Genomic DNA, 19218 nt, shown 5'->3' on the forward strand with positions numbered 1-19218 from the left:
TCCGCACCAGACTAGAACCGCCCCCGGCCGCGACTGCGACCGGGGGCGGATGTCACGGAGGGGAGCCGTCAGAGCACGCACTCCGCCTCGTCGTACCGGTCGGCCGGGACCGTCTTGAGGGTCTCCACGGCCTGCGCGAGCGGGACCATCGTGATCTCCGTGCCGCGCAGGGCGGTCAGCATGCCGAACTCGCCGCGGTGCGCCGCCTCGACGGCGTGCCAGCCGAAGCGGGTGGCGAGGACGCGGTCGTACGCGGTGGGGGTGCCGCCGCGCTGGACGTGCCCCAGGATGACCGGGCGGGCCTCCTTGCCGAGGCGCCCCTCCAGCTCTGCGGAGAGCTGGTTGGCGATGCCGGTGAAGCGCTCGTGGCCGTAGATGTCGGTCCCGGCGGTCTTGAAGTCCATCGAGCCCTCGCGCGGCTTGGCGCCCTCGGCGACGACCACGATCGCGAACCGCTTGCCGGCCTCGAAGCGCTCGCCGACCCGGGCGGTCAGCTCGTCGATGTCGAAGGGGCGCTCGGGGACGACCACGGCGTGCGCGCCGGCGGCCATGCCGGAGTGCAGCGCTATCCAGCCGGTGTGGCGGCCCATCACCTCGACGACGAGGACCCGCTGGTGCGACTCGGCGGTGGTCTTCAGCCGGTCGAGGGCCTCGGTGGCGACGGTGACGGCGGTGTCGAAGCCGAAGGTGACGTCGGTGGAGGCGATGTCGTTGTCGATCGTCTTCGGGACGCCGACGATAGGGAGGCCCGCCTCGGAGAGCAGGTTGGCCGCCTTGAGGGTGCCCTCGCCGCCGATCGGGATGATGGCGTCGAGGCCGAGGTCGGCGACGTGGCCCTTGGCCCGCTCGACGCCGTCGACGAGGTGCGCGGGCTGGACCCGCGAGGAGCCGAGGATGGTGCCGCCGCGGGCCAGGATGCCGCCCACCGCGTCGAGATCGAGCTTGCGGTAGTCGCACTCCAGGAGGCCCTTCCACCCGTCGTGGAAGCCGATGACCTCGTCGCCGTGATCGACGACGGCGCGGTGCACGACGGAACGGATGACAGCGTTCAGACCGGGGCAGTCTCCGCCGGAGGTGAGCACGCCAATGCGCATAGCCCAAAAACCTTTGCAACGTGGGCCGACTCCCGGACCACGTCGTCCGGCTGGATCCCCGCCACCCTATCGCCGCAGGGTGGCGGGGCCGAACCGGATGTCCGCACAGTGGACAACGTACGTTCGTACGAGGGACCCACAGCGGTGCGCGGATTGACCCGGGCGGGCCGGGTCGCCTCCGCTCGGGCGGGCTTGGCCCGCGTCGCTCAGGCGGGCTGGGTCGCCGCCGCGATGCGCTCCGCGCGCAGCGCCTCGTACCAGCGGTCGTCGGTCGGCGGCAGCGCGTTCACGTCGAGGGCCAGTTTCAGGAGCAGGTCCGCGATCTGCGGGTTCCGCGCCATGACGGGGCCGTGCATGTACGTACCGAAGACGGTGTCGTTGTACGCGCCCTCGGTGCCGTCGCCGGTCCCGTTGCCGTTGCCGAAGACGGTCCGGGCGAAGGGCCGGGCCGTCGGGCCGAGATGGGTGATGCCCTGGTGGTTCTCGAACCCGGTCAGCTGGGGCAGGCCCAGGCGCGGGTCGATGTCCGCGAGGACGTCGCCGACGCAGCGGGCGCCCTCGCCGCGGGTCGAGATCACGTCGATGAGCCCGAGGCCGGGCTCGCGCTCGCCGAGGTCGTTGATGAACTCGTGGCCCAGGATCTGGTACCCGGCGCAGACCGAGAAGATGATCGCGCCGTTGGAGGCGGCCCGGCTCAGGCCGCCGTCCCGCCGCAGCCGCTCGGCCGCGAGCCGCTGCGGACGGTCCTCGCCGCCGCCGATCAGGTAGATGTCGCCCGAGGTCGGCACCGGCTGGTCGCTGCGGACGTCGACGCGCTCGACGCTGAGGCCGCGCTGTTCGGCACGGCGCTGGACGACCAGGACGTTGCCCTGGTCGCCGTAGGTGCTGAGCAGGTCCGGGTAGACCCAGACCAGGCGCAGGCTGCTGTCACTCATGCTGCAAGTCCTCTACGGGTCAGTTGCCGACGCGGCGGCGGACGTCCTGGAAGGCGGTGTAGTTGGCGATCAGCTCGATCTGCCCGGGCGGGGCCATCGCGACGGCCTCGTCGATCGTCTCGCAGACGCGGAAGTCCACCCCCGCGACCTCCAGGCGGACCGCCAGGTCCAGCTTCCGGTCGCCGATCACCATGATCGGGTGGCCGGCGAGCCGGCCGTAGTCCACGTCCCACAGCCAGGAGGTGTCCGTGCCGTCGGCGCCGCGCGCGTTGACGGAGAGGATCACCGGGGCGGGCGGCCCGTCGATGAGGGAAAACGTTTCGAGCCAGCCTGCCGGGTTCTTCGCGAGGAGCAGACGCAGGTCGCGGTTCTGGAAGGAGACCACGTCGTAGCGTCCGGCGACGGCCTGCACCTGGTACATGCGCTCCAGGGCCACCTGCGGCGGCACCCCGAAGACGGCGGCGACGGCCGCCGAGGTCGCGGCGTTCGCCTTGTTGGCGCGGCCGGGCAGCTGGAGCCGGATCGGCCAGGCCGAACCGTGCGGGTCGAGCACGTGGTCGCCGCTGAGCGCCCAGCTCGGCGCGGGACGGCGGAAGCCGCACTCGCCGCAGAACCAGTCGTCGCCGGGGCGCTGCATCACACCGCCGCAGGCGGGGCACGACCAGGCGTCGTCCTTCCACTCCTGGCCGGCGGCGACCCACACCACGTTCGGGGAGGAGGAGGCGGCCCACACGATCAGCGGGTCGTCGGCGTTCGCGATGACCACGGCCTTGGTGCCGTTGAGGCCCTCGCGCCACTTCTCGGCGAGCATCCGGGTCTCGGCCGCGCGGTCGAGCTGGTCGCGGGAGAGGTTGAGCAGCGCGATCGCCTTGGGCGTGGTGTCCCTGGCGACGCCGGCGAGGTACTTCTCGTCGACCTCGATCACGCCGAACTTGGACTCCGAGCCGCCGGCCAGCGCCGAGGTGATGCCCGCGGGCATGTTGGCGCCGAGGGCGTTGGAGACCACGGGACCGGCGGCGCGCAGGGCCTCCGCGATCAGCCGGGTCGTGGTGGTCTTGCCGTTGGTCGCCGACACCAGGACGACGTCCAGGTGCTGCGCGAGCCGACCGAGCAGGTCGGGGTCGAGCTTCAGCGCCACCCGGCCGCCGATCACCGATCCGCTGCCGCGCCCGGCCGCACGCGACACCGCGGCCGCGGCCTTGCCCGCCGTCACGGCCAGCTTGGCGCGCGGCGACAGCGGCTCTGGATTACCGGGGTGTCCTGACATCGTTCTTGTTCCTCCTTGCGTCGGTCCGGGCTCAGCCTATCGAGATCCGGCCAGCAGCCCGAACAGCGGCACCGGCAAGCGGCCGCACGAAACACGGAGGTCACGCCGGACCGTACCCTTACGGCCATGCGAAACCGCCCCATCCCCGGCAGTTCCGGCCTCGTCCGAGCGATGACGCTCCTCGGCGACCCCGTACTGCACACGCCCTGCGCGCCCGTCACCGACTTCGGACCCGAACTGGCCCGTCTCGTCGAGGACATGTTCGCCACGATGTACGCGGCGCACGGCGTGGGCCTGGCGGCGAACCAGGTCGGCGTGGGCCTGCGGGTCTTCGTGTACGACTGCCCCGACGACGAGGAGAACCGCCACCTGGGGCATGTGGTGAACCCGCGCCTGGTGGAGGCGGACGGCGACGAGATCCGCGGCCCCGAGGGCTGCCTGTCCCTGCCGGGCCTGGAGGCGCCGACGCCGCGCTTCGACCGCGCGGTGGTGGAGGGCGTCCGCCTGGACGGCACTCCGATACGGATCGAGGGCACGGGGTTCTTCGCCCGCTGCCTCCAGCACGAGACGGACCACCTGGAGGGCGGGGTCTACGCGGACCACGTCACGGGGTGGCGCAAGTCACGCCTGCTGCGCACGATCCGCAAGCAGCCGTGGGGGAGCGGGGCGGACCGGATCGCCTAGGGAACGGGGGTGTCCGCAGGCCCCCGCCGCTTCGGAACTCCGTCAGAACCCCGGCCCGCCCGGCCGGTCGTCCGCCTCCGCCAGGCGACCCCACAGCAGGTCCGCCAGGCTCTTGACGAGTTCGGCGCGGGAGCAGGGGCGTTCGCCGAGCCACCAGTCGCCGGCCGCGTGCATCATGCCGACGATGCCGTGGCCCCAGATCCTGGCCTGGGCCTCGGCGGCCGGGCCCAGGTCGACGCGCTCGGCGATGACCTGCCCGAGCTCCTCGCCCATGCGGCGGAGCAGCGGGGCCGAGTGGCGGCCGACGTCGAAGCCCTGCTCGGTCTGGTGCGGCTCCTCCGCCGGGTGCATGAGGAAGCGGTAGACCTGGGGCATCGCCTCGATGGACGCCAGGTACGTGTCGAGCGTGGCCTCGACGCGGCGGCGCCGGTCGGCGGGCGCGTCGAGGGAGGCGCGCAGCGAGGCGAGGAGCGCGTCGGTGTGCCGGGTGGCGAGGGCGCGGTAGAGCCCGCCCTTGTCGCCGAAGTGGCGGTAGAGGATCGGCTTGGTGATCCCGGCCTCGGCGGCGATCGCGTTCATGGACGCCCGGGGGCCGTCCCGGAGCACCACCCGGTCCGCCGCCTCCAGCAGCTCGCGGCGCCGCTGCTCGGCGGGCGTCTGCTGGTGGGTGTCCCGGTGTGCGATGTCCATGTGCGTGTCTCCCCGCCCGTGCGATTCGTGAGGCTGTCGCAACGTAACACCCGGCCGGGATCCGATGTCGGTCGGGCCGAAGGGCTCCATCGCAGGTTGACAGCCTCTACCCGTCGGTAACAGACTGCTGTTACCGCAAGTAACGTCATGCTGGGAGGGAACATGGGCGAGTTCACGCTCGAACTCAACGAGGACCAGAAGCAGGTCCGCGACTGGCTCCACGGCTTCGCCGCCGATGTGATGCGCCCCGCGGCCGCCGAGTGGGACGAGCGTGAGGAGACTCCCTGGCCGATCATCCAGGAAGCGGCCAAGCTCGGCATCTACTCCCTCGACTTCTACGCCCAGCAGTTCTTCGACCCGACCGGCCTCGGCATCCCGATGGCGATGGAGGAGCTCTTCTGGGGCGACGCCGGCATCGCCCTCTCCATCGTCGGCACCGGCCTCGCCGCCGTCGGCGTCCTCGCCAACGGCACAGAGGAGCAGATCGGCACCTGGGTCCCCCAGATGTACGGCGACGCGAACGACGTCAAGGTCGCCGCCTTCTGCTCCTCCGAGCCCGACGCCGGTTCGGACGTCGCCTCCATGCGCACCCGCGCCGTGTACGACGAGGCCAAGGACGAGTGGGTCCTCAACGGCACCAAGACCTGGGCGACCAACGGCGGCATCGCCAACGTGCACGTCGTCGTCGCCGTCGTCGACCCCGAGCTCGGCTCCAAGGGCCACGCCTCCTTCATCGTGCCGCCGAACACCCCCGGCCTCTCCCAGGGCCAGAAGTTCCAGAAGCACGGCATCCGCGCCTCCCACACCGCCGAGGTCGTCCTGGAGGACGTCCGCGTGCCCGGCTCCTGCCTGCTCGGCGGCAAGGACAAGCTGGACGAGCGCCTCGCCCGCGCCCGGGAGAAGGCCAGGGCGGGCGGCGAGCGCGTCAAGAACGCCGCCATGGCCACCTTCGAGGCCTCCCGCCCGGCGGTCGGCGCCATGGCCGTCGGCACCGCCCGCGCCGCTTACGAGGTCGCCCTCGACTACGCCAAGACCCGCGTCCAGTTCGGCCGCCCGATCATCGAGAACCAGGGCGTCGCCTTCCAGCTCGCCGACATGGCCACCCAGATCGACGCCGCCCGCCTCCTCGTCTGGCGCGCCTCCTGGATGGCCACCGCCGGCAAGCCCTTCACCGCGGCCGAGGGCTCCATGTCCAAGCTGTACGCGAGCGAGGTCGCCAAGAAGGTCACCGCCCAGGCCATCCAGATCCTCGGCGGCAACGGCTACACCCGCGAGTACCCGGTGGAGCGCATGCACCGCGACGCGGCCATCTACACGATCTTCGAGGGCACGAGCGAGATCCAGCGCATGGTCATCAGCCGCGCGCTCGCGAAGTAGCGCGACCGTTCACACGATGCAGAACTCGTTGCCCTCCGGGTCCTGCAGGACCACCGCGTAGTAGTCCATGCCGTTCGGCTCGTCCATCGCGTAGAGGACGGTCGCGCCGAGCGCCGTCAGCCGGGTCACCTCGCCGTCCACGCGCTCGCGCCGGACGGCGAGGGGGACCTCGCGGCCGCCGCCGACCTTGAGATCCAGATGGACGCGGTTCTTGACGGTCTTGGGCTCCGGGACGCGCTGGAACCAGACGCGGGGACCCACGCCCCTCGGGTCGACGATGGACTCCGGGAGCTCCCCGGCGTCCTCGCCCAGCTCGTCCTCCGGCACGCCGATCGCCTCCCAGTACGCCCGCCAGGTGGCGTGGCCGGCGGGCGGCGGGTCCGGGACGTACCGCAGGGCGTCCAGCCAGAAGGGCACCAGGCGCTGGGGGTCGGCGCAGTCGATGGTCAGCTGCAGTGTCAGCTCGGGTCGCTCGTCCATGAGGGCGAGCCTCGCAGACGCCACTGACAACGGGCCCCCGGGCCGCCGGGCATTTCACGCCAACAGGCTGGATCCGGTCGGCTGTTCGACCCCGGCTGGCTGTGGGTTACTTCCTGAGGAACAATCACCGGGCCAGTGACGATCAAGGGGGAACCGATCATGGCCACCACCGGAACCGAAGCACCCCGGCTCGAGGGACTTCCGCTCCTCGGCTCCATGCTCGATCTCAAGAGCGACTCGCTGGGCACCTACCTGCGCGCCCAGCGCGAGCACGGAGACGTCGTGAAGATGACCGCGGGCCCGCCCGGGATCCGCGCCACCTTCTACGGCATCTTCTCCGCCGAGGGCGCCCAGCAGGTCCTCGCCGCGGAGTCCGCCAACTTCCGCAAGGACAACGCCTTCTACCAGGAGATCCGCGAGTCCTTCGGCAACGGCCTGCTGACCAGCCAGGACGAGGACTACCTCCGCCAGCGCCGGCTCGTCCAGCCCCTCTTCACCAAGCGCCGCGTCGACGGCTACGCGGGGGCCGTCGCCGCCGAGGTCACCACACTCATCGGCGAATGGCAGGACAACGGCGCCGAGACCGTCGACGTCCTCCACGAGATGACCCGCCTCGCCCTGCGCGCGGTCGCCCGCATCCTCTTCGGCACCGACGTCGACGCGGCCGTCGAGATCGTCGAGCGCTGCTTCCCCGAGGTCGGCGCCTATGTGCTGCGCCGTGGCTTCTCCCCGGTCAGCTTCCCCCGCGACTGGCCCACCCCCGGCAACCGCAAGGCCGCCGCCGTCCACCAGGCGCTGTACGAGGTGTGCGACCGGATCATCGCCGAGCGGCGCGGCTCCGGCCGGGCCTCCGCCGACGGCGACGACCTCCTCACCCTGCTCGTCGAGGCCGAGAGCGCCGAGGACGGCAGCTTCGACGCCACCGAGCTGCGCGAGCAGGTCCTCGTCTTCCTGCTCGCCGGACACGAGACCACCGCCACCTCCCTCGGCTTCGCCCTCCACCTCCTCGCCCGGCACCCGGAGGTGCTGAAGCGGACCCACGAGGAGATCGACCGGGTCCTCGGCGGCCGTACCCCCGGCGCCGCCGACCTGGACGCGCTGCCCTACCTCACGCAGGTGCTCAAGGAGACGATGCGCCTCTTCCCCGCCGCCCCCGCCACCGGCCGCCGCGCCGTCGCGGAGACCGTGGTCGACGGCGTCACCATCCCGGCGGGCGCGGACGTCATCGTCTCCTCCTGGGTCACCCACCGGCACCCCGCCTACTGGGAGGACCCGGAGCGCTTCGACCCGGACCGCTTCACGCCCGAGGCGGAGGCGGCCCGCCCCCGGTACGCCTGGTACCCCTTCGGCGGCGGCCCGCGCGCCTGCATCGGCCAGCACTTCTCGATGCTGGAGTCGGTGATCGCGCTGGCGATGATCCTCCAGAAGTACGGCCTGGAGGCCGTCGACACCGAGGTGCCGGTCGGCGCCGCGATCACCCTGTACGCGACGGGCCCGGCCCGTTGCCGCCTGGTGCCGAGGCAGGCCTGAGGACGCCGGACACGGGAGCGGCCCGACCGGGCCGCTCCCGTGTCCGCCCTACGGCCTGGTCGCGACGACGACCGTCGCCCACCACTCCTCGGAGGTGACGACGCGCGGCGCCAGACCGGCCCCGGACATCACCGCGAGGGCCGTCTGCGCCTGCCGCTCGCTCGTCTCCACCAGCAGGTGCCCGCCCGGCGCCAGCCACTCCGGCGCCTCGGCGGCGACCCGCCGCATGACCTCGAGCCCGTCCGCGCCGCCGTCGAGCGTGACGTGCGGCTCGTGGTCACGGGCCTCGGGCGGCAGCAGCTCTATCTCCCCGCTCGGTACGTACGGCACGTTGGCGACCAGAACCCCCACCCGGCCGCGCAGCTCGGGCGGCAGCGGCGCGAAGAGGTCCCCCTCGTACACCCGCCCCCCGCGCGGCTCGACGTTCCGCCGGGCGCAGCGCACCGCCGCCGGCTCGATGTCCGAGGCGTGCACCTCCACGCCCTCCACCCGGTCGAGCAGCACCGCGCCCGCCGCGCCGGAGCCGCAGCACAGGTCGACGCAGACGGCGCCGGGCCGGGCCAGCTCCACCGCGTGGCCGACGAGGAACTCCGTACGCCGCCGGGGCACGAAGACCCCGCCGTCGACCTCGATCCGCAGACCGGCGAACTCCGCCCAGCCCACGACGTGCTCCAGGGGCAGGCCGGAGGCCCGCCGCTCGACCATGAGGTCGAGCTCGGCGGGCCCGGCCGCGGCCGCGAGGATCATCTCCGCCTCTTCCTCGGCGAAGACGCACCCGGCGGCCCGCAGCCGTTCGACGACGCGCGCGTCAGACAAGCTGGGCCTCGATGGCGGAGACGACCTCGGGGGCATCCGGCTCGGTGCGGGGACGGAAGCGGGTGACCTGCCCGTCGCGGCCGATGAGGAACTTCTCGAAGTTCCACTGCACGTCACCGGCCTCGCCCTCGGAGTCGGCGACCTTCACCAGCTCGGAATAGAGCGGGTGGCGCCCGTCCCCGTTCACGTCCGTCTTCTCCAGGAGCGGGAAGGACACCCCGTACGTCGCCGAACAGAAGGTCGCGATCTCCTCGGCGCTGCCCGGCTCCTGCCCGGCGAACTGGTTGCAGGGCACCCCGAGCACGGTGAAGCCGCGCTCCCCGTACTCCTTCTGCAGCCGCTCCAGACCCGCGTACTGCGGGGTGAGCCCGCACTTGGAGGCCACGTTCACCACGAGCACGGCCCGGTCGCGGTAGTCGGCAAGGGAGACCGGCTCACCGGTCAGGGTCTTCAGCGGAATGTCGTACAGGCTCATGGACTGCTCCTCGTCGGAATAGGGTTTGATCTCAGCATGGGAGACGAACCACTGGCAATCGCGATCGATTCCACACCCGAGCCAGGACCGCGCCGCGTGTACTGCCGCCTCTGCGGCCGCCCCCTGACCGGCGCGGACTCCCGCCGCACGGGTCTGGGCCCCACCTGTGACGCGAAACTCCACCCGGCGCCCCCGGACATCCGCACCCGCCGCCACGAGGTGGAACAGGACACCCTGCCGGGCCTGGACCCGTCGGCCGACTGAGGCGAGGACCCGCCAGGCACGATGCCTAGGCCCGCCGGCCTTCGACGAGGGGGATCCGGGGCGGTCGACGGGCGTCTGCGGGCCGGCCCGGCGGGGGCGGTCCCGGCGATCACCGTGCCGATCCGGGCCCGCGGCGACCACCGCACCGCGTATGCCCGCTACGAGCGGCGGATGCGCCCCTTCGTCGCGCTCAACCAGGCCCTTGCCACCGAGAATCCCGGCGGACCCGCCTCGGAGGAGTCCGTCGAGCGCGCCAAGAACGCACTCTCCCTGGACGACTGCGCCCCGACCCAAACAGGCGCCGCCGGGCGCGGCGCGCGACGCTATCAGCCGTCAAAACCGTTGGGCCAGCGGTTTCGTGGCCCGTCAGGATGTCCGGCGATGAGACCGAAACCCGAGCGACCGGAGTCCTGAGCATGTCCACCCTGCGCGTCACCGCCGAAGTCCTCACCGTTCATCCGCATCCCAACGCCGACGCCCTCGAACTCGCCCAGGTCGGGCTCTACCGGGCCGTCGTCGCCAAGGGGATCTACAAGACGGGCGATGTCGCCGTCTACATCCCCGAGCAGGCCGTGCTGCCCCTCGCGCTCGTCGAGGAGCTGGGGCTCACCGGGCGGCTCGCCGGGGGGAACGCGGACCGGGTGAAGGCCGTCCGGCTGCGCGGGGAGCTGTCCCAGGGGCTCGTGTGCCGGCCCGCCGCGCTCGCCGGGACCGACCTGGCGCGGGCCGCCGCCGAGGGAACCGACTTCGCGGAGACGCTCGGGATCAGCAAGTGGGTGCCGCCGATACCGCCGACGATGGACGGAGAGGTCGAGGCCGCGCCCGATCTTCTGCCCTGGGTCGACATCGAGAACCTGCAGCGCTACCCGGACGTGTTCGAGCCGGGTGAGCCCGTCGTCCTGACGGAGAAGCTCCACGGCACCGCCTGCCTGCTGACCTTCCACGCCGAGGACGGCCGTGTCCAGGTCACGTCCAAGGGGTTCGGGGCGAAGGGCCTCGCCCTCCGGGAGGACCCGCGCAACCTGTACTGGCGCGCCGTCCACGGCCACGGGCTCGCCGGCGTCGCCGAGCGGCTCGCCAAGAGGCTCGGCGCCCGCCGCGTGGGGCTCTTCGGCGAGGTGTACGGCTCCGGGGTCCAGGACCTCGCCTACGGCGCCGACGCCCGCTCCGAGACCGTCGGCTACGCCCTCTTCGACGTGTCCGCCGAGATCGACGGGCAGGTGCGGTGGCTGGACCCCGAGGCGGTGATCGACGCCGGTGAGGTGGCGTTCGTGCCGCGCCTGTACTCCGGGCCGTACGCCCTCGGCACCGTCCTCGCGCTCGCCACCGGCCGCGAGACCGTCTCCGGACGGGAGACCCACCTGCGGGAGGGCGTCGTCATCCGGCCCGCGACCGAGCGGTACAGCCCGGTCACCGGCGGCCGGGCCATCGCCAAGGCCGTCAGCCCGGCCTATCTGACCCGCAAGGGCGGTACCGAGTTCGAGTGAGCGGAAGGACTACAGCTTCCTGAACAGGCCCTCCTGGACCACCGACACGAGCAGCCTGCCCTCGCGGTCGTAGATGCGGCCGCGGGCCAGGCCCCGGCCGCCCGTCGCGATCGGGGACTCCTGGTCGTACAGGAACCACTCGTCCGCCCGGAACGGCCGGTGGAACCACATCGCGTGGTCCAGGGAGGCCATGTCGAAGCCCCGCGGGCCCCAGAGCGGTTCGACCGGGATGCGGACCGCGTCCAGGAGCGTCATGTCCGAGGCGTACGTCAGGGCGCACGTGTGGACCAGCGGGTCGTCGCCCAGGGGGCCGACGGCCCGCATCCACACCGCGCTCCGCGGGTCCGCGTCCTTGACCTCCTCCTGGGTCCACCGCAGCCGGTCCACGTACCGGATGTCGAAGGGCTGCCGGCGGGCCATCCGCTCCAGGGCCTCCGGCAGCGCGCCCAGGTGTTCGCGGATCTCGTCCGCCAGGTTCGGCAGGGTGTCCGGGTCGGTCAGGTGCCGCGGCGGCAGCTGATGCTCGAAGGCACCCCCCTCCGGCCTGTGGAAGGAGGCCGTGAGGTTGAAGATCGTCCGGCCTTCCTGGACGGCCGTGACCCGCCGGGTGGTGAACGACCGGCCGTCCCGCACCCGCTCCACCTGGTACACGATCGGCACCCCGGGCCGCCCGGGCCGCAGGAAGTAGGCGTGCAGCGAGTGCACCGGCCGGTCGCCCTCCGTGGTGCGGCCGGCCGCCACCAGGGCCTGCCCGGCGACCTGCCCGCCGAAGACCCGCTGCAGCGACTCCTGCGGGCTGCGCCCACGGAAGATGTTCACCTCGATCTGCTCCAGGTCGAGCAGGTCCACGAGCCTCTCGGCGGGGTTGGTCATCCCGTTTCTCCTCTACAGCTGTCCGACGGACGTCACGCGGACCACCGCCCGGCCCTCCTCGTCGGAGGCCGCGAGATCCACCTCCGCGCTGATACCCCAGTCATGGTCGCCGTTCGGGTCGGCGAAGGTCTGCCGGACGCGCCACAGGCCGTGCGCCGCGTCCTCCTCGATCGCCAGCAGCTTCGGGCCGCGCGCGTCCGGACCCGTACCGAGGTCGTCGTACTCGTCCCAGTAGGCGTCCATCGCCTCGCCCCACGCGTCCGCGTCCCAGCCCGCCTCCGCGTCCAGCTCGCCGAGCGCGTCGACGTTGTCGAGGGCCGCCAGCTCCACCCGGCGGAACATGGCGTTGCGCACCAGGACGCGGAAGGCGCGGGCGTTCGCCGTGACCGGCTTGACCTGGTCGGCCTTCTCCTGCGCCTCCTCGGCCGTCTGGACCTCGGGGTTGGCCAGCTGCTCCCACTCGTCGAGCAGCGAGGAGTCCACCTGGCGCACCATCTCGCCCAGCCAGGCGATCAGGTCCTCCAGGTCCTCCGTCTTCAGGTCGTCCGGGATGGTGTGGTCGAGCGCCTTGTACGCGCTCGCGAGGTACCGCAGGACGATGCCCTCGGTCCGCGCCAGCTCGTACCAGGAGGTGAACTCCGTGAACGTCAGGGCCCGTTCGTACATGTCACGGATGACCGACTTCGGCGACACCGGGTGGTCGCCGACCCACGGGTGCGACTTCCGGTAGACGTTGTACGCGTGCCAGAGCAGCTCCTCCAGCGGCTTCGGGTACGAGATGTCCTGGAGCCGCTCCATCCGCTCCTCGTACTCGACGCCGTCCGCCTTCATCTGCCCCACGGCCTCCCCGCGCGCCTTGTTCTGCATCGCGGCGAGGATCTGGCGCGGGTCGTCGAGCGTCGACTCGACGACGGACACCATGTCCAGGGCGTACGAGGGGGACTCGGGGTCCAGCAGGTCGAAGGCGGCCAGCGCGAACGTCGACAGCGGCTGGTTGAGCGCGAAGTCCTGCTGGAGGTCGACCGTCAGACGGATCGTGCGGCCCTCGGCGTCCGGCTCGTCGAGCTGCTCCACCACACCGCCGTCGAGCAGTGAACGGTAGATCGCGATGGCCCGGCGGATGTGCCGCAGCTGCGCCTTGCGCGGCTCGTGGTTGTCCTCCAGGAGCTTGCGCATCGCCTCGAAGGCGTTGCCCGGCCGGGCGATCACCGAGAGCAGCATGATGTTGGTGACCTTGAAGCGGGAGGTCAGCGGCTCCGGCTCGGCCTCGATCAGCTTCGCGAACGTCGTGTCGGACCAGGCGACGAAGCCCTCGGGGGCCTTCTTGCGGACCACCTTGCGGCGCTTCTTCGGGTCGTCGCCGGCCTTCGCGAGCGCCTTCTCGTTCTCGATGACGTGCTCGGGGGCCTGCGCCACCACGAAACCGGCGGTGTCGAAGCCGGCCCGGCCCGCCCGGCCCGCGATCTGGTGGAACTCACGGGCGCGCAGGGTGCGCACGCGGTTGCCGTCGTACTTGGTGAGGGCAGTGAAGAGCACCGTGCGGATCGGCACGTTCACGCCGACGCCGAGGGTGTCCGTCCCGCAGATCACCTTCAGGAGGCCCGCCTGGGCGAGCTTCTCCACGAGCCGCCGGTACTTCGGCAGCATGCCCGCGTGGTGCACGCCGATGCCGTGCCGGACGTACCGGGAGAGGTTCTGGCCGAACTTGGTGGTGAAGCGGAAGTTGCCGATCAGCTCGGCGATCTGGTCCTTCTCCTCGCGCGTGCACATGTTGATGCTCATCAGCGACTGCGCGCGCTCGACGGCCTGCGCCTGCGTGAAGTGCACGATGTAGACGGGCGCCTGCTTGGTCTCCAGGAGCTCGGTCAGGGTGTCCGTGATGGGCGTGAGCCGGTACTCGTACGACAGCGGAACCGGCCGGGTCGCCGAGCGGACCACGGAGGTCGGCCGGCCGGTGCGCCGGGTCAGGTCCTTCTCGAACATCGACACGTCGCCGAGCGTCGCCGACATCAGGACGAACTGCGCCTGGGGGAGTTCGAGCAGCGGGATCTGCCAGGCCCAGCCGCGGTCCTGCTCGGCGTAGAAGTGGAACTCGTCCATGACGACCTGGCCGATGTCGGCGTACTTGCCGTCCCTCAGCGCGATCGAGGCGAGGACCTCGGCCGTGCAGCAGATCACCGGCGCGTCCGCGTTCACGGAGGCGTCCCCGGTCAGCATGCCGACGTTCTCGGTGCCGAAGAGCTTGCACAGGTCGAAGAACTTCTCCGACACCAGCGCCTTGATCGGCGCGGTGTAGAAGGTCACCTGGTCATTGGCGAGCGCGGTGAAGTGCGCACCGGCCGCGACCAGCGACTTTCCCGATCCGGTGGGTGTGGACAAGATCACGTTGGCCCCGGAGACGACCTCGATCAGCGCCTCTTCCTGGGCCGGGTAGAGCGTGATGCCCCGCTCCTCGGCCCATGAGGAGAAGGCCTCGAAGAGGGCGTCGGGGTCGGCGGTCGGCGGCAGCTGATCGATAAGGGTCACGCCCCCATCTTGCCCGCATTCCGCTCGGATGAGGGAACCGGCCATCGGCAGTCTTGATCACGGACGATAGGCTCGTCCGTCGACCGGCCGTCAACTCGGCGCCGGCAGGGGAGAAACGGGGCGGACCAACCATGATGGGACCGGCGCATTCGCTGTCCGGAGCGGCGGCATGGCTCGGGGTCGGAGCGGCAGCGGCCGCCTTCGACCACCCGATGCCGTGGCCGGTTCTCGTCGTCGGCGCGCTCATCTGCGCGGGCGCGGCCCTCGCGCCCGACCTCGACCACAAGTCGGCGACCATCTCCCGCGCCTTCGGGCCGGTCTCCCGGGGCCTCTGCGAGATCGTCGACAAGCTGTCGTACGCCGTCTACAAGGCCACCCGTTCCTCGTCCGACCCCCGCCGGTCCGGCGGACACCGGACCCTCACCCACACCTGGCTCTGGGCGGTCCTGATCGGCGCCGGGGCCTCCGTCGCTGCGGTCACGGGCGGCCGCTGGGCCGTCCTCGCGATCCTCTTCGTGCATCTGGTCCTCGCCGTGGAAGGCCTGCTGTGGCGGGCCGCCCGGATGTCCAGCGACGTCCTGGTCTGGCTGCTCGGGGCCACCAGCGCGTGGATCCTCGCGGGCGTCCTCGACCAGCCCGGCAACGGCTCGGACTGGTTCTTCACGGGGCCCGGCCAGGAGTACCTGTGGCTGGGCCTGCCCATCGTCCTCGGTGCGCTCGTGCACGACATCGGCGACGCCCTGACCGTCTCCGGCTGCCCGATCCTGTGGCCGATACCGGTCGGCCGCAAGCGCTGGTACCCGCTGGGCCCGCCGAAGGGCATGCGCTTCCGCGCCGGCAGCTGGGTCGAGCTCAAGGTCCTGATGCCCGTCTTCATGCTCCTGGGCGGCGTGGGCGGCGCCTCGGCGCTCGGTTTCATCTAGCAGTACGCGGGTTCTCCGAGCCGTACGCGGGTGCTCCGAGCCGTTCGCGGGTTCTCCGAGCCGTACGCAGACGGAGGGGCCCGCACCGGACATCCGGTGCGGGCCCCTCCCTCGTGGCTCAGCCGTGCCAGGACCGCCACAGCGCGGCGTACGCCCCGTCCGCCGCCACCAGCTCCTCGTGGCTGCCGAGCTCGCTGATCCGGCCCGCCTCGACCACCGCGATCAGGTCGGCGTCGTGGGCGGTGTGCAGCCGGTGCGCGATCGCCACGACCGTCCGGCCGTCCAGGACGCGGCCGAGCGAGCGCTCGAGGTGCCGGGCCGCGCGCGGGTCGAGCAGGGAGGTCGCCTCGTCGAGGACCAGGGTGTGCGGGTCCGCGAGGACGAGCCGGGCCAGCGCGATCTGCTGGGCCTGCGCCGGGGTCAGCGAGCGGCCGCCCGAGCCGACCTCGGTGTCCAGGCCCTCGTCGAGCCCCCGGGTCCAGCCCTCCGCGTCGACGGCCGTGAGCGCCGCCCACAGCTCGGTGTCCGTGGCCCCCGTCCTGGCCAGGAGCAGATTGTCGCGGAGAGAGCCCACGAAGACGTGGTGCTCCTGGTTGACCAGGGCCACGTGCTCGCGGACCCGCTCGGCGGGCATCCGGGCCAGCTCGGCGGCCCCGAGGGTGACCGAACCGGTCCTCGGGGCGTAGATCCCCGCGAGCAGCCGGCCGAGCGTGGACTTGCCCGCGCCCGACGGTCCGACCAGCGCGAGGCGGGTGCCGGGCGCCACCGTCAGGGACACCTCGTGCAGCACGTCGACGCCCTCGCGGTAGCCGAAGCGGACCGCGTCCGCCTCCACCGCCCGGCCCTCGGGCCGCACCTCCCGGTCGCCCGCGTCCGGCTCGATCTCCCGGACGCCGACCAGCCGGGCCAGCGACACCTGCGCGACCTGGAGTTCGTCGTACCAGCGCAGCACGATCCCGACCGGATCCACCAGCATCTGCGCGAGCAGCGCGCCCGTCGTCAGCTGCCCCACGTCGATCCAGCCCTGGAGCACGAACACCCCGCCGAGCAGCAGGACCGCGCACAGCACCGTCGTGTGGGTCAGGTTGATGACGGGGAAGAGCACCGAGCGCAGGAAGAGCGTGTACCGCTCCCAGGCCACCCACTCCGAGATCCGCCGGTCCGAGAGCGCGATCCGCCGCCTGCCGAGGCGGTGCGCCTCGACCGTGCGGCCCGCGTCGACGGTCTCGGCGAGCGCGCCGGCCACCGCCGCGTACCCCGCGGACTCCGAGCGGTACGCGGACGGCGCCCGCTTGAAGTACCAGCGGCAGCCCACGATCAGCAGCGGCGCCGCGAGCAGCGCGGCGAGCGCGAGCGGCGGCGCGGTCACCGCGAGGCCGCCGAGCAGCAGCCCCGCCCAGACGACCCCGATCACCAGCTGCGGCACGGCCTCGCGCATCGCGTTGGCGAGGCGGTCCACGTCCGTGGTGATCCGGGAGAGCAGATCGCCCGTCCCGGCCCGTTCGAGGACGCCCGGCGGCAGTCCGACCGCGCGGACGAGGAAGTCCTCGCGGAGGTCCGCGAGCATCTCCTCGCCGAGCATCGCCCCGCGCAGCCGGACCAGCCGCGTGAACACCGTCTGGACGAGCAGCGCGAGCGCGAACAACGCGACCGTACGCTCCAGAGGGAGGTCACGGACCCCGTCCGCGAGGCCGTCCACCACCGAACCCAGCAGGTACGGACCGGCCATCGAGGCGGTCACGGCGACCGCGTTCACCCCGATGAGCAGCGCGAACGCCCGGCGGTGTCGGTGCAGCAGCTCGCGGACGTAGCCGCGGACGGTGGCGGTCCCGGCGACGGGCAGCGTCGTCGCCGTCTTCGGGGCCGCCGGGTCGTACTCCGGCGGCGCCAGGCCGATCATGCCGATTCCCCTTCCAGTGCGTCGAGTTCGACGGCGCGGCCGCCGGACGTGGCGAGCTCCTCGTCCGTCTCGCGGCTGACGACCGCGCGGTAGCGCGGCTCCGTGGCGAGCAGTGCGCGGTGGCTGCCGACGGCGACCGCCTGGCCCTCGTGGACCAGGACGACCCGGTCGGCGCGGTCAAGCAGCAGCGGCGAGGACGCGAGGACCACGGTGGTCCTCGTCCTGCGCAGCTCCGCGATCCCGCTCGCGACGGCGGCCTCGGTGTGCGCGTCGACCGCCGAGGTCGGCTCGTCCAGGACGAGGACCTCCGGGTCGGTGGCGAGCGACCGGGCCAGGGCGAGCCGCTGGCGCTGGCCGCCGGAGAGCGAGCGGCCCCGCTCGGTGATGCGGGTGAGCATCGGGTCGCCACCGGTGGCGACGGAGGCCTGCGCGAGCGCGTCGAGGACGTCGTCGCACTGGGCGGCGGCGAGCGCATGCTCGGCCCGGACCTTGCCCGACGTGGGAACGTCGAGGAGCTCGCGGAGGGTGCCCGAGAGCAGCACAGGCTCCTTGTCCTGGACGAGGACGACGGTACGGGCGTCCTCCAGCGGCAGTTCGTCGAGCGGCACCCCGCCGAACAGCACCGAGGTGTGGTCGGCGTCCGGTTCCGTCGGGTGGCCGCCGAGCCGGTCCGCGAGCCGTCCGGCCACGTCCGGATCGCCGCAGACGACGGCCGTGAACAGCCCTGCGGGGGCGCGCAGGCCGGTCAGCGGGTCGTACAGGTCGCCGCCGGCCTCGACCTCGCGGGGCGTCGCGACCGTGCTCGTCGTGCGGGTCAGGGAGAGGACCCGGGCGGCCCGCTTCGCGGACGGCCGGGAGAAGGAGAAGGCCTGGGCGATCTCCTCGAAGTTCCGCAGCGCGTGATGGGTGAGGGCCACGGCGCTGTAGACGGTGACCAGCTCGCCGACCTCGATGCGTCCGTCGAGCGCGAGCTTCGTCCCGTACGCCACCACGGCGATGAGCAGCAGGCCCGGCAGCACGACCTGGATCGCGGCGATCAGCGCCCACATCCGCGCGCTGTGCACGGCGGCCGCGCGGACCTCCTGGGAGGCGGCGCGGTAGCGGCCGAGGAAGAGCTCCTCGCCGCCGATGCCGCGCAGCACCCGGAGTCCGGCGACCGTGTCGGAGGCCAGCTCGGTGGCCTTGCCGGCCTTCTCGCGCTGGACGTCCGCACGGCGGGTGGCGCGGGGGAGCAGCGGCAGCACGGCGAGGGCGAGGACGGGGATGCCGACGGCGACGACGACGCCCAGGGCCGGCTGGTAGACGACGAGGCCCACGCAGATGATCACGAGGGTGACGGCGGCCGCGGCGAAGCGCGACAGCGCCTCGACGAACCAGCCGATCCGCTCGACGTCACCCGTCGACACGGCGACGACTTCTCCGGCGGCGACCCGCCGGGTCAGGACCGAGCCCAGTTCCGCGGTCTTGCGGGAGAGGAGCTGCTGCACCCGGGCGGCGGCGGTGATCCAGTTGGTGACGGCGGTGCGGTGGAGCATCACGTCGCCGGCCGCGATCGCCGACCCGAGGGCCACGAGCAGCACCCCGGCGAGCGCGAGCCGTCCGCCGTCGCGGTCCACGACCGCCTGGACGGCGAGGCCGACGCCGAGCGGCAGGCCGGCGATGCCCAGATGGTGCAGCAGCCCCCAGAGCAGGGATTTCACCTGCCCGCCGAGCTGTCGTCGGCCGAGCCAGAGGAGGAACCGGGTGCCCGAGCGGACGTCGGGGACCCCCGGATCGGCGTAGGGAAGATCTCGAATCTGCATGGCTGCCCAGGATCTCCGGGTCTGTTCTGGAGGATCGCGCGCCGGTGGTGTGCCACGGCGGTGTGCGACCACGACGGGGAAACCGTGCAAGGTTC

General features: G+C 72.3%; 17 protein-coding genes. 6 read left to right on the forward strand and 11 right to left on the reverse strand.

What is annotated here, in order from left to right:
• Positions 1-68 precede the first annotated feature (68 nt).
• From ABT041_RS09285 to ABT041_RS09295, 3 genes are all read right to left on the reverse strand, one after another.
• Positions 69-1094, reverse strand: a complete 1026-nt coding sequence (locus ABT041_RS09285) for a 6-phosphofructokinase (protein ID WP_351181511.1) — start codon at positions 1092-1094, stop codon at positions 69-71.
• A 206-nt stretch (positions 1095-1300) separates the two neighbouring features.
• Positions 1301-2029, reverse strand: coding sequence for a type 1 glutamine amidotransferase (locus ABT041_RS09290; protein WP_041128037.1), 729 nt, complete (start codon positions 2027-2029; stop codon positions 1301-1303).
• A gap of 19 nt (positions 2030-2048) precedes the next feature.
• Entirely contained in the window at positions 2049-3296 is a 1248-nt protein-coding gene (locus tag ABT041_RS09295; protein WP_351181514.1) for a Mur ligase family protein, read from the reverse strand.
• Between the two features lie 126 nt (positions 3297-3422).
• On the opposite strand from ABT041_RS09295, the gene def reads away from it, so the two are divergent.
• A complete protein-coding gene (def, locus tag ABT041_RS09300; RefSeq protein ID WP_351181517.1) occupies positions 3423-3980 on the forward strand; it encodes a peptide deformylase in 558 nt (185 codons plus the stop codon).
• A 42-nt stretch (positions 3981-4022) separates the two neighbouring features.
• Here def and ABT041_RS09305 read toward each other — a convergent pair whose 3' ends face one another.
• Positions 4023-4670, reverse strand: a complete 648-nt coding sequence (locus ABT041_RS09305) for a TetR/AcrR family transcriptional regulator (RefSeq protein ID WP_351181520.1) — start codon at positions 4668-4670, stop codon at positions 4023-4025.
• A gap of 162 nt (positions 4671-4832) precedes the next feature.
• Here ABT041_RS09305 and ABT041_RS09310 point away from each other — a divergent pair, with 162 nt between their 5' ends.
• Entirely contained in the window at positions 4833-6047 is a 1215-nt protein-coding gene (locus tag ABT041_RS09310; protein ID WP_351181523.1) for an acyl-CoA dehydrogenase family protein, read from the forward strand.
• A 9-nt stretch (positions 6048-6056) separates the two neighbouring features.
• Here the strand turns inward: ABT041_RS09310 and ABT041_RS09315 are convergent, their stop codons facing one another.
• Positions 6057-6527 carry a VOC family protein gene (locus ABT041_RS09315; protein ID WP_351181526.1) on the reverse strand — a complete coding sequence of 157 codons (471 nt, stop codon included), beginning with the start codon at positions 6525-6527 and terminating at the stop codon, positions 6057-6059.
• 159 nt (positions 6528-6686) lie between these two features.
• Between ABT041_RS09315 and ABT041_RS09320 the strand changes: the two genes are divergently transcribed.
• Positions 6687-8057, forward strand: a complete 1371-nt coding sequence (locus tag ABT041_RS09320; protein ID WP_351181529.1) for a cytochrome P450 — start codon at positions 6687-6689, stop codon at positions 8055-8057.
• Between the two features lie 48 nt (positions 8058-8105).
• Here the strand turns inward: ABT041_RS09320 and ABT041_RS09325 are convergent, their stop codons facing one another.
• Both ABT041_RS09325 and ABT041_RS09330 read right to left on the reverse strand, forming a co-directional pair.
• On the reverse strand, positions 8106-8909 hold the full coding sequence (locus tag ABT041_RS09325) for a putative protein N(5)-glutamine methyltransferase (protein ID WP_351181531.1): 804 nt from the start codon (positions 8907-8909) through the stop codon (positions 8106-8108).
• Positions 8866-9348 carry a glutathione peroxidase gene (locus tag ABT041_RS09330; protein ID WP_351181533.1) on the reverse strand — a complete coding sequence of 161 codons (483 nt, stop codon included), beginning with the start codon at positions 9346-9348 and terminating at the stop codon, positions 8866-8868. The genes ABT041_RS09325 and ABT041_RS09330 overlap by 44 nt, the downstream gene beginning before the upstream one ends.
• 36 nt (positions 9349-9384) lie before the next feature.
• Here ABT041_RS09330 and ABT041_RS09335 point away from each other — a divergent pair, with 36 nt between their 5' ends.
• Together ABT041_RS09335 and ABT041_RS09340 are read left to right on the forward strand one after the other, a co-directional pair.
• Positions 9385-9612 carry a DUF6011 domain-containing protein gene (locus ABT041_RS09335; protein WP_351181536.1) on the forward strand — a complete coding sequence of 76 codons (228 nt, stop codon included), beginning with the start codon at positions 9385-9387 and terminating at the stop codon, positions 9610-9612.
• Positions 9613-10028: 416 nt separating this feature from the next.
• Positions 10029-11099 carry an RNA ligase (ATP) gene (locus tag ABT041_RS09340; RefSeq protein WP_351181539.1) on the forward strand — a complete coding sequence of 357 codons (1071 nt, stop codon included), beginning with the start codon at positions 10029-10031 and terminating at the stop codon, positions 11097-11099.
• A 9-nt stretch (positions 11100-11108) separates the two neighbouring features.
• On the opposite strand, the gene ABT041_RS09345 is transcribed toward ABT041_RS09340, so the two are convergent.
• Positions 11109-11972, reverse strand: coding sequence for an acyl-CoA thioesterase (locus ABT041_RS09345; RefSeq protein WP_351181542.1), 864 nt, complete (start codon positions 11970-11972; stop codon positions 11109-11111).
• 12 nt (positions 11973-11984) lie between these two features.
• A complete protein-coding gene (locus tag ABT041_RS09350) occupies positions 11985-14543 on the reverse strand; it encodes a DEAD/DEAH box helicase (RefSeq protein WP_351181545.1) in 2559 nt (852 codons plus the stop codon).
• 86 nt (positions 14544-14629) lie between these two features.
• On the opposite strand from ABT041_RS09350, the gene ABT041_RS09355 reads away from it, so the two are divergent.
• On the forward strand, positions 14630-15421 hold the full coding sequence (locus ABT041_RS09355; RefSeq protein ID WP_351181548.1) for a metal-dependent hydrolase: 792 nt from the start codon (positions 14630-14632) through the stop codon (positions 15419-15421).
• 118 nt (positions 15422-15539) lie between these two features.
• Here the strand turns inward: ABT041_RS09355 and ABT041_RS09360 are convergent, their stop codons facing one another.
• Together ABT041_RS09360 and ABT041_RS09365 are read right to left on the reverse strand one after the other, a co-directional pair.
• Positions 15540-17321, reverse strand: coding sequence for an ABC transporter ATP-binding protein (locus ABT041_RS09360; protein WP_351181551.1), 1782 nt, complete (start codon positions 17319-17321; stop codon positions 15540-15542).
• Complete coding sequence (locus ABT041_RS09365) at positions 17318-19123, reverse strand: ABC transporter transmembrane domain-containing protein (protein ID WP_351181554.1); 1806 nt, start codon at positions 19121-19123, stop codon at positions 17318-17320. Before ABT041_RS09365 ends, ABT041_RS09360 begins: the two co-directional genes overlap by 4 nt.
• Positions 19124-19218 lie beyond the last annotated feature (95 nt).

The sequence above is a fragment of the Streptomyces sp. NPDC002825 genome (assembly GCF_040295385.1).
GTDB lineage: Bacteria > Actinomycetota > Actinomycetes > Streptomycetales > Streptomycetaceae > Streptomyces.

What these genes read in the sequence shown, in the direction of transcription:
- ABT041_RS09305 (WP_351181520.1), bottom strand. Translation starts at nt 4,670, where the DNA reads ATGGACATCGCACACCGGGACACCCACCAGCAGACGCCCGCCGAGCAG.
- ABT041_RS09315 (WP_351181526.1), bottom strand. Translation starts at nt 6,527, where the DNA reads ATGGACGAGCGACCCGAGCTGACACTGCAGCTGACCATCGACTGCGCC.
- ABT041_RS09330 (WP_351181533.1), bottom strand. Translation starts at nt 9,348, where the DNA reads ATGAGCCTGTACGACATTCCGCTGAAGACCCTGACCGGTGAGCCGGTC.
- ABT041_RS09350 (WP_351181545.1), bottom strand. Translation starts at nt 14,543, where the DNA reads ATGGCCGGTTCCCTCATCCGAGCGGAATGCGGGCAAGATGGGGGCGTG.
- def (WP_351181517.1), top strand. Translation starts at nt 3,423, where the DNA reads ATGCGAAACCGCCCCATCCCCGGCAGTTCCGGCCTCGTCCGAGCGATG.
- ABT041_RS09365 (WP_351181554.1), bottom strand. Translation starts at nt 19,123, where the DNA reads ATGCAGATTCGAGATCTTCCCTACGCCGATCCGGGGGTCCCCGACGTC.
- ABT041_RS09310 (WP_351181523.1), top strand. Translation starts at nt 4,833, where the DNA reads ATGGGCGAGTTCACGCTCGAACTCAACGAGGACCAGAAGCAGGTCCGC.
- ABT041_RS09325 (WP_351181531.1), bottom strand. Translation starts at nt 8,909, where the DNA reads ATGCCCCCGAGGTCGTCTCCGCCATCGAGGCCCAGCTTGTCTGACGCG.
- ABT041_RS09320 (WP_351181529.1), top strand. Translation starts at nt 6,687, where the DNA reads ATGGCCACCACCGGAACCGAAGCACCCCGGCTCGAGGGACTTCCGCTC.
- ABT041_RS09355 (WP_351181548.1), top strand. Translation starts at nt 14,630, where the DNA reads ATGATGGGACCGGCGCATTCGCTGTCCGGAGCGGCGGCATGGCTCGGG.
- ABT041_RS09285 (WP_351181511.1), bottom strand. Translation starts at nt 1,094, where the DNA reads ATGCGCATTGGCGTGCTCACCTCCGGCGGAGACTGCCCCGGTCTGAAC.
- ABT041_RS09290 (WP_041128037.1), bottom strand. Translation starts at nt 2,029, where the DNA reads ATGAGTGACAGCAGCCTGCGCCTGGTCTGGGTCTACCCGGACCTGCTC.
- ABT041_RS09345 (WP_351181542.1), bottom strand. Translation starts at nt 11,972, where the DNA reads ATGACCAACCCCGCCGAGAGGCTCGTGGACCTGCTCGACCTGGAGCAG.
- ABT041_RS09295 (WP_351181514.1), bottom strand. Translation starts at nt 3,296, where the DNA reads ATGTCAGGACACCCCGGTAATCCAGAGCCGCTGTCGCCGCGCGCCAAG.
- ABT041_RS09335 (WP_351181536.1), top strand. Translation starts at nt 9,385, where the DNA reads ATGGGAGACGAACCACTGGCAATCGCGATCGATTCCACACCCGAGCCA.
- ABT041_RS09360 (WP_351181551.1), bottom strand. Translation starts at nt 17,321, where the DNA reads ATGATCGGCCTGGCGCCGCCGGAGTACGACCCGGCGGCCCCGAAGACG.
- ABT041_RS09340 (WP_351181539.1), top strand. Translation starts at nt 10,029, where the DNA reads ATGTCCACCCTGCGCGTCACCGCCGAAGTCCTCACCGTTCATCCGCAT.